Genomic DNA, 14,926 nt, shown 5'->3' with positions numbered 1-14,926 from the left:
TTAAAAAAAAGAAAACAAAGCAAACTATTTATTAAAGCCTTCTTGCACAACATCATCCACTATCATGCCAGCCGGTGTGAAAGCTTGCATGCGACGATGGCTGCCGTCTATTGTCACCAGAATAAAAAACTGGGTAGCCGATGATTTAGCAATATACCAGGCTTGCCGTGGTGTTTTAGGTGTTCTTATATTGGCTACCGACCAAGCACCATCTCCTACATATAGAACGCCTTGCTTTTGAGGTCGTCCTTTGCAGATAGGATGGGTGCGCTTATAGGCATGATCATTATTTTCAAAAGCTACATGAAGCCCATACTGCTCGAATAAAGGGACCCACTGCCGGCGGACTGCTCGGCTAGTTTTATTATAGTAGGAGCGATAAGAGGGGTAGGCAGGAATATGGTAAACTGCAAATTTATGGGGAACCTGACGGCGTTGCCTTAGAACTTGCTTGAGCCATAGAGTCTGAACTCCACGAACAGGATAAGCATGGCCAGAATCAAGGATGATCAAGCTCATGTAAGAGCTGAAATCCAAAACTTTGTAGCTTTTAAGATCGGGAGTAGGAAAAAGAGCAAAAAAGAATTCAGCCTCCTGCGGGGTCTTGCCGTTGCCTCCTCGTACTTCATGGTTACCAATACAGGGAATAATAGGAATGAGATAGCCTTCAGAAGTTACCATGGTTTGTTTCCAAATGCGTAACCAATCTATCCATTTTTGTGGATTTTCAGGAATCGAACGATCACCTACAGCACTATAGGCTATATCTCCTCCAATCACCACAAACAGTGGATTGGTAGCGGCTGCTGCTCGATTGGTTTTCTCCATCATTTCCATAGAGCCATTATACATATCCCCCCCTACTACAAAACGGATGGGAAGATTAGAATCTGCAGGCATCGTACGAAACTTGTAAATGTGTTTATCTGCACCTAGGCGAAAACGATAGCCAGTAGATGGCATTAGACCTACTAGCTCCACACGATGGATCAGATAAGGCAACTGAGCGGGCATAGGTCTATGTTGGCTCTCTTCCCTATGCCACACCTCTTCTCCTTCCCTCTGGTATTCAATGAGATCCTGGGTCTGTGTTTGAGGAGTTATCCAGCAAACATGCATGGTCGACTGAGGATGATGTTGCCAAGTTAAATAAATACTCAAAATCTCCTCATCTGCCCACATTGAACACGGAAACAGAAAAATAAAGCAGCAGCTCAAGATAAATAGGAAGGTTTGCATATAACTATTCTTGGCTCACTTCTTGAGTCACTTCCTGTGCTAATTTTTCTAAAATATGTACGGTCCTAGCAATAAAGTCTTCTAGCAAAGAAGGATCCATCTCCCGCTGCGATAAAAGCGCCAGCTCATAAGCTTCTTTGACTAATGCAGAAGCTAGCTCAGAATTTTTAGGCTCTAATTTGTAGATGGCATTTATTAAAACATTGTTAGTGTTTACTACGAAGGTTTTCTTACCTAAATGCGCAAACTGAGAGACTCCTTCTTTAGGATTCATAGCTACCATATAATCACGCATACGGCGTTGATTTTCATCCTGAAGAATAAAACCTGGTAATGCATTGCTAGCTAAGCTTTTAGCTTCTACCTCGATTTTGTCATCCTTCAATTTGGCACGAATAAAATCGGCAAGCTTGGCGGCCTCAGTTTTTCCGCTAGCATCTAGAATGGTTTTTTCACGCTCTTTATCAACAATATGCTCAGCCAAAGCAGCATCTACTCGCTGAAAAACAACTGGAGTTAGCTGCCTTTCTAAATGTTGCATTACATATACATCCACAGGATGATTAGCGCATAAAATTCCTATTCCCTGATTTTTATACAAGGCCTGCAGGGAGCTCATATGCTGTTCATCTTTTGTATAATAGATCTTTTCTGCTGTTTTTTCGCGGTAGAGATCTAAATATTCTTGGGCGGTAATCCACTCACCCTCAACAGTTTTCCAGATAAGAAAATCTTTCACCCGCTCATATAGCTTATCGTCTTCTAATATACCTAGCTTGACTACAATAGAGATATCTTCCCAGCTTGCTACAAAGCGCTCTCTTTCATTGCGATAAAGCGTAGCCAGGCTATCAAATACTTTTTTAGCAATATGCCCTGAGAGCTGACGAACTGTACGATCAACCTGTAAGTAGCTACGGGAAACGTTTAAAGGAATGTCAGGACTGTCAATGATTCCTCGCAAGGCCATCAGATAGTTAGGGATTACATCTTTGCAATTGTCTGATACAAAAACCCGGCTGCAGTATAATTTGACCGTATTTTTTTCATTGTCGTAATCTCTGCGCACCTTAGGAAAGTAAAGGATTCCTTTAAGGTGAAAGGGATAATCAGCATTAAGATGCACCCAAAAAAGAGGATCCTCTTCCATAGGATAGAGATGATGATAAAAATCTAGGTAATCTTTCTGCGTGCAATCAGCAGGATTCTTGATCCATAAAGGTTCTTGGGTATTAATATGAGTGGTGCCTAGATAGACAGGGTAAGGTAAAAATGAACAGTAATGAAGCATTACCTGCTTAAGGCGATATTCGTCCAAATACTCTTCATTATCTTTATCCACGAAAAGCGTAATCTCTGTGCCTCGGGTGGGGCGGCTGCCTTTTTCTATCGTATACTCAGAAGAGCCATCACATGACCAAAAGACGGGCTCTGCGCCTTCTTTATAAGAGAGAGTATTAATCTCTACTTTACTTGCTACCATATAAGCTGAGTAGAATCCTAATCCAAAATGACCGATAAATTGATCTTTTTCTTCATTGGTTTTATATTTATGGACAAATTCTTCTGCTCCCGAAAAAGCAATCTGTGCGATATACTTTTGCACCTCTTCGGCATCCATTCCAATGCCATTATCCATGAATTTTATAGTTTTATTATCCTTATCAATTTGAATTTCTACTTTAAAGTCTTCATCGTTAGCTTGTATCTGTTCTTGGTCGCGTAAAACTTTAACTTTTCGAATAGCATCGCAAGCGTTGGAGACAAGCTCGCGAACAAAAATATCTTTATCGGAGTAGAGCCATTTTTTAATGATAGGTAAAATATTTTCGCTATGAATTTCAAGATTCTTTTTGATCATGTCTAAATCCCTATGAAATTGTATGATTTAAAAAAGAAAAGCATAAAGAATTTCCTTTTTTAGGGGAAGAGTAGTTCTTTATTCTTCTTGCAGAGTGAGGTTTTATTAGTTGCTGTTAAATGAGTATGCAAGCTATACCTAAAAATAGCCAAGCGAGTAAGCCTTATGGATTCATTATTTAACTTTACGATAGCTTCCCTAGGAGGCATCGACATTTTTCTTGTGGCCTATGCCATTGTAGCTTTTGTCATGATTGGCACCGGCCTTGCCGGGATCATTTTATTTACCCGTGCTAAATTTGTTAGCAGTGAAGCTTGCACCATTAAAGTTAACGAAGATCCTTCTCTTACCAAGACAGTAGCCGGAGGAAGTACACTTTTATTAGCTTTGAGCTCCAATGGTATTCCGATTCCCTCTCCTTGCGGAGGCAAAGCAACCTGCAAGCAATGCCGGGTGCAAATTCTAGAGGGCGCTAATCAACCTTTAGAAACGGACAAAGGCACTTTTACTAAAAAGCAATTGAAAGAGGGCTGGCGCTTATCATGCCAAGCTAAAGTCAAAAACGATCTGCATCTGCATGTTGAGGCTGATGCACTTGGCGTCAAAGAATGGTCTGCCACGGTAATAAGCAATCAAAATGTGGCCACCTTTATTAAAGAATTAATCGTAGAACTTCCTCAAGGAGAAGAAGTGCCTTATCGCTCAGGAGGATATTTGCAATTTCATGTTCCTCCTTTCCAAGCGAATACGGAGAGCTGGAAAAACACCATGCATCCTCAATACCATGAAGACTGGGAAAAATTTGGATTAGTAGGACATTCTCTGGACTTTAGCTCTCTACCTACAGGCTCTGAAGAGGTTATTCGCGCCTATTCTATGGCCTCCTACCCAGCAGAAGGCCGAACTTTACGATTTAATATTCGCATTGCCACTCCACCTTTTATCGCTGGAAAGCTAGCAGAAAAAATTCCTTGGGGTATCTGCTCTAGCTATACGTTTAATTTAAAAGCAGGTGATAAAATCAAGCTTTCAGGACCTTATGGCGAATCCTTTATGATCCAAGATAGCCGTGAACTTATCTTTCTTATCGGTGGCGCTGGCTCATCGTTTGGACGCAGTCACATCATGCATTTGTTCAAGACAGAACAGACGCACCGTAAGGTAACCCTATGGTATGGAGCGCGTTCTTTAAAAGAAAACATTTATCAAGCTGACTATGAACAGCTAGAAAAAGAATTTTCCAACTTTCATTATCATTTAGTTCTTTCTGAGCCCCTTCCTAGTGATCTTGAAGCTGGCTGGCCCGCTAATGACCCTACAAAAACAAATTATCTTTTTAAAGCTTTTGAAATGGGCCAGCTAAAGTTTATGGAAGCACCCGAAGAGTGCTTGTTCTACGTTTGTGGCCCTCCTTTACATAATAAAAGTGTGCTTAAGCTTTTAGAGGATTATGGCGTTCCTCGTGAAAGCATTGTTCTTGATGATTTTGGAAGCTAACACCCTATTCTATTATAATGAAAATTCTTGCTGCGCAAATTAATCCTACCATCGGTGCTTTAAAAGAAAATACTGACAAAATTTTGCAGGCTATAGCCCATGGTAAAAAGTTAGCGGCAGATCTTATCTTATTCCCTGAATTGGCGCTAACTGGTTATCCACCTCAAGATTTGCTTTTACTCCCGCATTTCATGGAACAAGTTTTGTTGCAACTGGACAAAATCCGAGAAGCTTGTATAGACATTATCGCCATCGTAGGCCTTCCTCGTCCTAATCCTGATCGTAGAGAAAAAGGTTTGTTTAATAGCGCAGCAATTATTCAAAATCAGAAAATTGTAGGCTTTCAAGATAAGTTTCTTTTACCCACCTATGATGTTTTTGATGAAAGACGCTATTTTGAACCAGCGACAAGCATAAAGACATGGAATCTAAAGGGTAAAAGGGTTGGTATTACTGTGTGTGAAGATATTTGGCAGCATAGCGCTCTTGTTGCAGAAACTTCCTATCATAAAAATCCTGTGGAAGAGCTTCTTCCTTTTAAGCCTGAACTTTTGCTCAATCTCTCTGCCTCCCCTTTTAGCCTCTCTAAGTTTGCCACTCGCATGAAAGTCTGTTCTGAAGCGGCTAGAGCATTACGTTGCCCCCTTATCTTCTGTAATCAAGTGGGAGCCAATGATAGCTTAATTTTTGATGGCTACAGCCAACACCTAAATGCTAAAGGAGAGCTAGTGCACCTAGCCAAGGGGTTTGAAGAAGATTGGCTGTTAATAGATCTAAACGCTTCATCTCCCCTTATTTACCCGCAAAAAATAGCTACTGAAGAGCTTTATAAAGCTCTTATTCTAGGAGTAAAAGACTACTTTCACAAATCAGGCTTTCAGAAAGCATGCTTAGGATTATCCGGTGGTATTGACTCAGCCGTAGTGGCTTGTATTGCTGTAAAGGCCTTGGGCGCTAAAAATGTGATGGGAGTCAGCATGCCCTCCCGTTATTCCTCTCCTGGCAGCAAAGAGGATGCCCAAATATTAGCACAAAACTTGGGCATCGATTATCGACAAATCTGTATTGAAAAAGCTTTTCAAAGCTACCTGGAATTACTAGAGCCCCAATTTAGAGCATTACCGATCGATCATACGGAAGAAAATTTACAGGCACGGGTACGAGGGATGATTCTCATGGCTCTTTCAAATAAATTTGGGCATATGGTTTTGAACACAGGAAATAAAAGTGAGCTGGCAATGGGCTATTCCACCCTTTATGGGGATATGTGCGGAGCTTTAGCAGTCCTTGGCGATGTCTTAAAAAGGGATGTGTATGCTCTAGCCCACTGGATTAATCGTCACCAGGTTATCATTCCGCAAAGCACGCTTGATAAGCCCCCTTCTGCAGAGCTAAGACCTAACCAGACCGATCAAGATTCACTCCCTCCTTATGAAACAATCGATCATATCCTACAAGCTTACGTAGAAGAGGGTCAATCCTCTGAAAGGATCGCTAAAAATTTTGGCTATCCTTTGAAATTAACAGAAGAGCTTATCCGAAAAATTCACCAAAACGAATATAAACGTCGTCAGGCACCTCCTGCCTTACGTGTCTCTGAGAAGGCCTTCTTAACAGGCCGCTGTTTTCCTATTGTGGAGCGTTGGATAAACTAAGATTTTGCTGCCTTAAAAAAACTAAATGCACCTTTTGTTTCTTAATTAAGGATATCTTTTATTCTCATTTTCTTAATGGTTCTATTTAAACATAAAGGACACAAACGCTCTTCCTGATACTGTTGCAATATATCAACAGCTTTTTTGCAAATCGTACAAGCCGCTGTAGATAATAAGCTGTTTGTAGGGGCTAGGTTTTTCTTACGAATTGCAATGCGAGCTTTTAAACGCTCGATTAATTCAACATTTCTTGTAGATTGAGAGCTAACTTCCTTGCTACAAGCTTTTTTTTCTAAGAGAGGGGGATTTTTCTTTAAACAAGATAATCCTTTGGATAAGAAAAATATACTATCATGAGATTCAAGAATATGCTCGATTAGGGGTGCATTATGGTAAATATAATTCATAAGTTTTTCATAAAAAATTTATATCTTAGATTATGTGCAAACTTTTTTTTCCTGCAACATCAATTCCCTGCATAAAAAATGAAGCGTTTCATAAATAATATTTAGTTAGTAAAATATTTTATCGCAAGAGCAAAAATCCATGGGGAATATAAACTTTAGCATGAATCTTCCTCGCCTTGCATAAATACCTATCATACTAGCTATACATGCATTAAATTCAGCTTAACGCTACAGGGGTGATGGCATGCATATTCTTAAGGAGGGTTTGCCTTTGATAATAATAGTCACACCCACTCGCTTAAGGCTTTTACCGCCAGTCAAGTCCATTTTAGCCAACATTTCTAAAATGGCTTAATAGGGATATTTGTGTCTCTGTTACTAGAGGGCTAGATTCCTGCCAAGCATATCTTATTAAATAAATCCTTTCTTTAGAAATCCCGCCTCATCGATAGTTAATATACGAGCTTCTTTATCTTTCAACACTTCCACTTGTGAGCTGTTTCTTACTGCATCTTTTTGCCTAAAAAGCTTTAAGCCTCTTAAATGCTGAAAAACGTAGAACGGTGTTAAGCGCTGCGCTAATATAACCAAACATCCCACTTTTTTGCTGAAAAGTGACACGAACAATTTCCTAGCATTTTTAAGCCTGTTGGTAAAGTCTATAAGTACCAAGCCATCTTCGATCATCAGCGGCAAGCACAACTTCCCAATGGTTTTGCAGCTCTTCGCTAGCATACTTAAGCGCCAAGTGATTACGCTGGACGGCAGCAAGCACGACTTCCCTATCGTTGCGGAGTTGTTTGCTAGCATACTTAAGCGCCAAGTGATTACGCTGGACAGCGGCAAGCACGACTTCCTTGTCGTTGCGAAGCTGTTTGCTAGCATACTTAAGCGCCGAACCGTTTTCCTGAATAGCGGCAAACACGACTTTCTTATCGTTTTGAAGCTGTTTGCTAGCATACTTAAGGGCCAAACCGTTTTCCTGAACAGCGGCATGAACGACATCTCTATCGCTTTTAAGCGTGCTACTCCCATCCTTAAGAGCTAAGCCATTCTTTTGAACATTAGCTAGCAAAGCTTTCTTTTTCTTATTGCGTACTACATCATAAATTCCTACAAATACATTTCCTAGAACAGGAATTAACAAAGTTAAGCACCGCCTAAAGCTTTTTTGATCAAGGTGAGTGTAATAGACGTTTTTGGATATATTCTCTTTTTGCTTAAAGGGTAAAACAACAACTTTTTGAAAGATATCGACTAAATTAGTCACAGTGCTGACGATAGGTATATAGTCAGCGCCTCGATCAATAGATAAGCAAGCTTTAGATAAAGAATTTACTAGCATGAACCCTCTATTGTTGGTTAGTTTTTAATCCCCCTATCATACAAAAAGTTTCTTAAAAAAGAAAACAATAATAACTTTTATATAGAGAGATCATCAAATAGTTGTATAAATTAATATGATTTAATAATTACCCAGGGGCCATAGTCTACCTATCCTTCACTGTCTTTAGGAATAATAATAAAAGGATACGGACTTGATGCTTTAGCAGCCAATAAGATCACTTGGACCACTAATTCTAGCCAAGCTGATAAGGCGTTTGTGCATAGATTAATAAACGCCTATCTCCCTGTAAGGGCTATGCAATTAAATTCAAATCCATGCTTGTAGGAACTTTTTAAGTTCTTATTGAAGCTCTTTAGCCTCCCCTGCAAATAAAGGTATAACAAGGAACAGGCAGCCTTGAAAGCTAGCAAGCAATCAGCACCAAAAGAAATCCTTAGAAGCTAATGATAAACGGCTTTAATCATCAACACGCCTAGGATAGATTCAGCGGAGGAGATTCTTGAGCGCCCCTTCTTACCCATGTTTTTATTTTCCCTCTATCCTTTAATGGCTTCAACTTTAGAACCATAAAGTTATGCTTTCTCTTTGCACTAAAGCGTTGTTATACGCGGACTAATTACGTAGGGGGTAAGTAAGTTTTTTTCCATCACCTGCCTATATTTTTGTCGTTGCAAGTTCATTTTATAGTTTTTAAGGGTGAAAGAGTCCTCTTATCGCCTACGCTTCCTATTATTTACGCAACAACGTCGCTCAGACTAAGCAGAGACCTTATGTTTCATGGCATAATTGTTAATGATAAACCTAAGAATTTTTTTGAAAAAAGAAAAAGCTAAAAACTTTATACACACTCTATTCTAATGTTATAGCTGTTTACAAAACTTTTTTATTATTTCAAAGCCTTGTAAACAGTTTTAGAAAACTTTAAAATTCAGCTTTACCAGGATAACGAGGAAAAGGAATAACATCGCGTATATTCTCCATCCCAGACACAAACTGAATGAGACGTTCAAATCCTACGCCATACCCAGCATGTGGGACAGTCCCATATTTACGTAGCTCAAGATACCACCAATAATCATCTGGCGACAGGCCACCTGCTTTGAGCTTGTGCTCTAGCACATCTAAACGTTCTTCTCTTTGGCTACCACCTATGATCTCCCCTATTTTAGGCACAAGAACATCCATAGCTGCCACTGTCTTGTTGTCGCTATTATCCCGCATATAGAAAGCTTTAATCTGCTTAGGATAATCCGTTAGGATGACAGGCTTAGCAAAAAATTCTTCCGCTAAATAGCGCTCATGCTCGGATTGCAAATCTAGTCCCCATTTCACAGGGTACTCAAAATTTTTGCCTGATTTCTCAAGGATGCGTACTGCATAGGAATAGGTGGCCCGTTCAAAAGGTGTATTAATGACATGCTGCATACGCTCAATTAATCCCGTGGAAACATGCTTGTCAAAAAACTCCATATCTTCCGCGCAATTATTTAAAGCATACTTAAGAACAAATTTAAGATACTCTTCTGCATTATCCATGTTGTCATTAATATCGGCAAAGGCCATTTCTGGCTCAATCATCCAAAACTCTGCTAAGTGGCGGGAGGTATTAGAATTTTCAGCGCGAAATGTGGGCCCAAAGGTATAAACATCCGACAAAGCACTGGCATAAATTTCGCCGTTCAGCTGACCTGAAACGGTTAAATAAGCAGGCTTGCCGAAAAAATCTTGAGAATAGTCTACCTGTCCGTTAGGAAGATGCGGAGTAGCACTAGGATCCAGCGTCGTAACCCGAAACATTTTTCCTGCCCCTTCACAATCAGAGGCCGTAATAACGGGTGTATGTAAATATAAGAAGCCTTTTTGCTGATAAAAAAGATGGGTAGCAAAGGCTAAGCTATTTCTTAAGCGAGTGATAGCCCCTAAAGTATTCGTGCGGGGACGAAGATGAGCAATCGATCGCAAAAATTCAAACGAATGGCGTTTTTTCTGTAAAGGGTAGACTTCTGGATCGCATGTGCCAATGATAGTTAAAGATTTAGCTTGCATTTCCCAGGCTTGATCTTTACCAGGATTTTCTACAATCTTGCCAACTACGGCAACTGATACGCCGGTAGATAGATGGCTAAGAATTTTCTCATAATCAGGTAAATCTGGATTCAGAATAACTTGAAAGTTTGAGAGGGTGGATCCATCGTTAACTTCAGCAAAGGAAAAAGTTTTTTGATTGCGAACCGTTCGCACCCAGCCTTTAATCGTCACCTCTTGTCCTAATAATGAAGGAACTCCAGGAGCCGGGTATTTGAGTTGTTTAATTTTTACGCGCATAATAATAGCCTCATGATTTTACAAAGTCTCGTAGCATTTGAATTTCAACTTTCCATATAAGGGGGTCTTTGGGAGTCTCAAGGTATTTAGGCATCGCTTGAGTTTGAGGATGATTCATTAAAAATTTAAAGCAATCTATGCCAATCAGTCCTTTACCCAGATATTGATGCCGATCTACACGAGAGCCTAAACCTTTAAGTGAATCGTTAAGGTGAAAGGCATATAGGTGCTTAAAACCCACCAATTGATCAAATTTTTTTAACGTTTCCTCACAAGCTAAAGTTGAACCCAAATCATAACCGGCAGCAAAAAGGTGACAAGTGTCTAGGCAAACCCCTATAGGCAGGCGATTCTCTACTTTTCCTATGATATAGGCTAGCTCCTCAAAACGCCAGCCAACTGCCGACCCTTGCCCTGCAGTATTTTCTAAAAGTAAGCGGGTACCATCCCCTTGAAGAAGAGGCTCGTAGGTTAACAAGCTTTCCACAATTCTGTCTAAACATTCTTGAGGGTCTTTATCAATAGCTGCACCTGGATGAAAATTTAAAAAAGAAATGTTTAGCTTTAAACAGCGCTCGATCTCAAGGCCAAAAGCTTCGCGACTTTTTCTCAAATTTTCTGGATCCGGTGCTCCCAAGTTAATCATATAGCTAGCATGGCTCATAATTTTTTGCAAATGAGTTTCTTTAAGTGCCGCATGCCAAGCATCGATAATGTCTGGCATTAAAGGTTTTGCTCTCCATTGCCTTTGATTAGTAGTAAAAAGCTGAATAGTAGTCGCTCCTATCTCTCGCCCTTCATATAAGGCATGATGTAGCCCCCCAGCTGCCGAGGTATGAGCTCCTATGAGAAGATTTTCGGCTTTTATTGTCATCTGATCCCCACTTCTTTCCAATTTTATAAGCACGCCATCATAACAGCCTAGCCGGTTGTTGACAAGAAAAGTAGCATCAAATATAAGGCTCTACTTTAAAGAAAAGCTAGCTTATCGTCTAAAAGAGCTTAAGCTCTTTTAAGCGATGAAAAAAAGCCCTGATTAAGGGCGCGCTTCTCTGCATTCTTAATGCTTCAATCTACCCTTGCTTTCTTTTGTCTCTTTATCAATGATATTTTTCTTTAACCCAACACAATATTGCCATGACAGATTCCACCCATAGTATTATCCGTTCAGCAAGCCGCTTTTTTAGTGGAACGATGTTAAGTCGTATGACGGGCATGGTAAGAGATATAAGCATGGCTTTTGCTTTTGGCACGCAAGCATCCGTGGCAGCTTTTCTAGTCGCTTTCCGCTTCTCTCATCTACTGCGTAGGCTTTTAGGCGAAGGAGCCCTGCAAAGTGCTTTTATTCCTCAATTTGAGAAGCTACGTCATCAAGAGCCTCAAAGAGCCGCTGCATTTTTTCGCAGCTTAACAGCTGCTTTAAGTATCCTTCTTTCTTTCATTGGTATCATAACTATGACCCTGCTATGGGGCGTTCTTATGTGGGCTAACCTTGAAGAAGGAAACGCTGAAATTATTCAGCTTACCCTATTAATGATGCCAAGTCTCATTTTCATCTGCCTGTACGGTATTAATGCTTCTTTACTGCAGTGTGAGAAAAGCTTTTTTACAGCAAGCGTAGCGCCTGTAGCCTTTAATCTTTTATGGATTGTAGGAATTTTATCTTTAAAGCATCTACCTTCTAAAGAAGCTATGCGTGGATTAACAGTTTTTGTGAATCTAGCCTGTATAGCTCAATGGGCTGTTACTCTTCATCAGACTAAGAAATGCTTAAGAGCTTTAGGAAAAAATTTGGCAAATCCCTTGAAGAATATTTTTTCCCACGATATAGCCTCCTTATTAGCTCCTTTGAGCCTGGGAATCATTGGTGTAGGAGCTTCGCAGATCAACAATGCTTTAGATGCTGTCTTTGCGCGCTATGCAGATGCTGCAGGGCCGGCTTATCTATGGTATGCTATGCGCCTTCAACAGCTTCCTTTAGCTCTATTTAGCCTAGCTATCGCAGCAGCTACACTCCCTCCTCTTGCTCGGGCCATTAAAAATGGAGATAACAAGCAGTTTAGCAAGTTTTTAGACTTTTCCCTCCGTAAAAGTGTGGCTTTAATGCTACCCATTAGTGCAGCTATTTTTGCTTTAGGGGCTAGCAGCATTACCCTAATCTATGGACATGGAGGCTTTGATCAACAAGCCGTTGCTAACACCACTTTATGCTTATGGGCTTATGGGTTAGGATTATTTCCTATGTCGATCGTGCTGATTTTAGTCCCTGCTTTCTATGCGCAAGGCAATTATAAAATTCCTACGCAAATCTCCATTGCTTCTATTTTGTTAAATTTGATACTAAATTTTGTGCTAGTTTTTGTTTTTGAAAAGGGTGCTGCTAGCGTAGCTTTAGCGACAAGCATCAGTGCATGGATGAATATGTTTTTACTCCTATCCAAGTTAGAGGAGAAAAGTCGCTATGCTTTATCCCCTAAGCTAAAAACAAGCATTTGGAAAGTCAGCTGTGTAAGCTTGCTTGCCATGCTGGCAAGTGCAGCCTTTTCTTATTATTGGCTAGCTGAAAGTTCATGGGTGCTATGGAAGGAAGGCATAGCACCTCTAGGGCCTAGAGGCTTATTCCAGCAACTTGGCATACTAGCCCTGCAAGCCTTCATTTTTTTGTTTAGCTTGTTAGGAGCTAGTTATATTTTGCAAGTTGACGACATTTTAAAGATTTATAGAAGCGAAAGCTCTCTTAATTCATGATTACATCTCCTGCAAAAACAGTACTAAGACCCTAAGATAAAAGGACTTTTCTTAAAGAACAACCAACTAACAATCTTTCCTGCTAAGGTATCTACTATCTAGTTCGGAAGTTCTTCAAAAGCTAGGATTAGAGAACGATACTCCACTTGCAGATTCTTCTTAGTGCTTTTTGGTGCCATGAGGGTGGCAAAAGAATGTTGAAATAAGATAAAATCATCTCAGATAGTTATGGCAATAGGAAATTAAAGCCAGGCTTTGCTTCAACCTTTACTCAGGATTGGATACCTATATGCTCAACAATCAGTTCTTAGAAAAGCTTTGCTTATCCTGCTATAGCTCAATAGACTTCTTTCTTAATTAAATTTTTGCTAGTTTCTTATTCTTTAAACTAAGGAGAGAAAGATATGTTTGTAGCTTGTTATCATACAATAGAGAAATTAAATGCTCTGGCAAAAAAGAAAGAATGTGCTAGTTATAGCGCTAAACTAAGAGCAGTAGCGATGGCGATGGAAGGAGAGAGTGCTTATTAGATAGGGAAAGCACTGGGCTATTGCATGAGTGCCATCCAGAAATGGATACGCCGTTATAATCAGCACCAGGTGGAAGGACTAAAAGATAGAAGACCTGTAATTGCTGGAAGAAAAAGAGCTTTAACGTTCGAGCAAGAAAAAGCTTTTCTAGAGTGAGTAGCAAAAGGATCTAAAGCTGAAGAGAACATCAATGTATTTCATTTACGTGGTCTACAACTTATCCCAAAAGAAGAGTTTGATAAAAGCTTGGGGGTAGCTGGAGGGTGGGACTCTTACGGCACTTTAGCTATACTCCCTTGGTCGCCCATCTTTAAGCATTATAAAGCTAGCCCATAAAAACAAGAAGCCTTTAAAAAAAATTCTTGAGGTCATCACCGATTTAAGTGAACATTTTCACAAGCAAAAGATCGAGATCTGGTTTGAAGATGAAGCAAGGCGTGGACAACAAAGTAGCTTTACCAGAGTATGGGCAAGAAGAGGAACCAGGCCAAAAGCCCCTAAACAGACAGAATATAAAAACTTGTATGTAGCTACAGCAGTTTGCCCACCTTCTGGAAAAGCAGAGGGAATGATTCTTCCTTTCCTAAATAGCCAAGGAGTAGAAATTCTTCTTAAGTAAATTAGTCAATCACTGCCAGCTTCTTTCTATGCCTTATTGATTTTAGACCGAGCCGGCTATCATGTTAGCAAAGCCATTAACCTTCCACCTAACATTCACCTTTTCTTCCTGCCTCCTTATAGCCCTTAAGCTTAATCCTGTTGAAAACCTATGGCATTATTTGCGTGGCCATTTTTGGTCTAAGCGCATCTACCGGGGGTACAAAAAGCTAGAAAAGATGGCAATAAACTCTTGAAAAAGGTTTGTCTAAATGAAGCAAGGATAAAAAGCTTATGTGCTATTTCCTATGTCTAATTGCATAAGGAGTAACCTAAAAGCGTGTAAAACATTACTTTATTTCATCAGGACTACTCTCCAGTGGATTTCCATCTAGATTAAGATCTAACCATTCCGACAGATAAGCTATTTCCACTGGAAGGGAGCTAAGCCGATTATTATTTAAGTAAAGCCATCGCAACTGAGACAGTTGCCCGATTTCTGCAGGCAGAGCGGTGAGCTGGTTTTGATTTAAAAAAAACCGTGTCAGCTGAGATAACTGGCCTATTTCTGCCGGAAGGCTGGTGAGCTGGTTTTGGTTTAATTGAAGCCATTCCAGCTGAGACAGCCGCCCAATTTCTATAGGCAGAGCGGTGAGATGGTTTTGATCTAAGTAAAGCCATTGCAGTTGAGACAATTGACCTATTTCTGCAGGCAGACT

The 14,926-nt window shown here is 40.1% G+C and carries 12 protein-coding genes; 5 read left to right on the top strand and 7 right to left on the bottom strand.

The features are described 5' to 3' along the window. Positions 1-24: 24 nt before the first annotated feature. Both DB41_RS00235 and htpG read right to left on the bottom strand, forming a co-directional pair. A complete protein-coding gene (locus DB41_RS00235; protein ID WP_162180885.1) occupies positions 25-1,161 on the bottom strand; it encodes a metallophosphoesterase family protein in 1,137 nt (378 codons plus the stop codon). Between the two features lie 82 nt (positions 1,162-1,243). Continuing rightward, positions 1,244-3,100 (bottom strand): molecular chaperone HtpG, encoded by a 1,857-nt coding sequence (gene htpG, locus DB41_RS00230; RefSeq protein WP_039383105.1) that lies wholly within the window; start codon positions 3,098-3,100, stop codon positions 1,244-1,246. A gap of 165 nt (positions 3,101-3,265) precedes the next feature. Between htpG and nqrF the strand changes: the two genes are divergently transcribed. Next, the gene (gene nqrF, locus DB41_RS00225) at positions 3,266-4,597 is read left to right on the top strand and encodes an NADH:ubiquinone reductase (Na(+)-transporting) subunit F (protein WP_039383103.1); all 1,332 of its coding nucleotides are present in this window, start codon (positions 3,266-3,268) and stop codon (positions 4,595-4,597) included. A 17-nt stretch (positions 4,598-4,614) separates the two neighbouring features. Beyond that, a complete protein-coding gene (locus tag DB41_RS00220) occupies positions 4,615-6,252 on the top strand; it encodes an NAD+ synthase (RefSeq protein WP_039383101.1) in 1,638 nt (545 codons plus the stop codon). Positions 6,253-6,293: 41 nt separating this feature from the next. Here DB41_RS00220 and DB41_RS00215 read toward each other — a convergent pair whose 3' ends face one another. The 4 genes from DB41_RS00215 to DB41_RS00195 form a co-directional block, all read right to left on the bottom strand. After that, a complete protein-coding gene (locus DB41_RS00215; protein WP_039383100.1) occupies positions 6,294-6,659 on the bottom strand; it encodes a hypothetical protein in 366 nt (121 codons plus the stop codon). A 640-nt stretch (positions 6,660-7,299) separates the two neighbouring features. Next, entirely contained in the window at positions 7,300-8,004 is a 705-nt protein-coding gene (locus DB41_RS00205; RefSeq protein WP_039383096.1) for a DUF4116 domain-containing protein, read from the bottom strand. A gap of 924 nt (positions 8,005-8,928) precedes the next feature. After that, the gene (asnS, locus tag DB41_RS00200; protein ID WP_039383095.1) at positions 8,929-10,332 is read right to left on the bottom strand and encodes an asparagine--tRNA ligase; all 1,404 of its coding nucleotides are present in this window, start codon (positions 10,330-10,332) and stop codon (positions 8,929-8,931) included. A 10-nt stretch (positions 10,333-10,342) separates the two neighbouring features. Continuing rightward, positions 10,343-11,206: a deoxyribonuclease IV gene (locus DB41_RS00195; RefSeq protein WP_039383093.1), complete on the bottom strand. Its 864-nt coding sequence runs from the start codon at positions 11,204-11,206 to the stop codon at positions 10,343-10,345. Between the two features lie 263 nt (positions 11,207-11,469). Here DB41_RS00195 and murJ point away from each other — a divergent pair, with 263 nt between their 5' ends. From murJ to DB41_RS11510, 3 genes are all read left to right on the top strand, one after another. Then, the gene (gene murJ / locus DB41_RS00190) at positions 11,470-13,080 is read left to right on the top strand and encodes a murein biosynthesis integral membrane protein MurJ (protein WP_080502323.1); all 1,611 of its coding nucleotides are present in this window, start codon (positions 11,470-11,472) and stop codon (positions 13,078-13,080) included. Between the two features lie 404 nt (positions 13,081-13,484). Next, positions 13,485-13,610 carry a hypothetical protein gene (locus DB41_RS12440; protein ID WP_255350884.1) on the top strand — a complete coding sequence of 42 codons (126 nt, stop codon included), beginning with the start codon at positions 13,485-13,487 and terminating at the stop codon, positions 13,608-13,610. Continuing rightward, on the top strand, positions 13,611-13,766 hold the full coding sequence (locus tag DB41_RS11510) for a helix-turn-helix domain-containing protein (protein ID WP_306459955.1): 156 nt from the start codon (positions 13,611-13,613) through the stop codon (positions 13,764-13,766). Between the two features lie 791 nt (positions 13,767-14,557). On the opposite strand, the gene DB41_RS00185 is transcribed toward DB41_RS11510, so the two are convergent. Beyond that, positions 14,558-14,926, bottom strand: a 369-nt coding sequence (locus tag DB41_RS00185) for a leucine-rich repeat domain-containing protein (protein WP_368730538.1), incomplete at its 5' end; no start/stop codon positions are given.

The organism is Neochlamydia sp. TUME1 (genome assembly GCF_000813645.1).
Classification (GTDB): Bacteria; Chlamydiota; Chlamydiia; order Chlamydiales; family Parachlamydiaceae; genus Neochlamydia.
Note: the sequence above shows the minus strand (reverse complement) of the source record. Positions and strands in the feature narration are given on the sequence as shown.

Coding starts and splice junctions, on each gene's coding strand:
- htpG (WP_039383105.1), bottom strand. CDS start 3,100: ATGATCAAAAAGAATCTTGAAATTCATAGCGAAAATATTTTACCTATC.
- DB41_RS00205 (WP_039383096.1), bottom strand. CDS start 8,004: ATGCTAGTAAATTCTTTATCTAAAGCTTGCTTATCTATTGATCGAGGC.
- DB41_RS00215 (WP_039383100.1), bottom strand. CDS start 6,659: ATGAATTATATTTACCATAATGCACCCCTAATCGAGCATATTCTTGAA.
- DB41_RS00195 (WP_039383093.1), bottom strand. CDS start 11,206: ATGACAATAAAAGCCGAAAATCTTCTCATAGGAGCTCATACCTCGGCA.
- asnS (WP_039383095.1), bottom strand. CDS start 10,332: ATGCGCGTAAAAATTAAACAACTCAAATACCCGGCTCCTGGAGTTCCT.
- DB41_RS00220 (WP_039383101.1), top strand. CDS start 4,615: ATGAAAATTCTTGCTGCGCAAATTAATCCTACCATCGGTGCTTTAAAA.
- murJ (WP_080502323.1), top strand. CDS start 11,470: ATGACAGATTCCACCCATAGTATTATCCGTTCAGCAAGCCGCTTTTTT.
- DB41_RS12440 (WP_255350884.1), top strand. CDS start 13,485: ATGTTTGTAGCTTGTTATCATACAATAGAGAAATTAAATGCTCTGGCA.
- nqrF (WP_039383103.1), top strand. CDS start 3,266: ATGGATTCATTATTTAACTTTACGATAGCTTCCCTAGGAGGCATCGAC.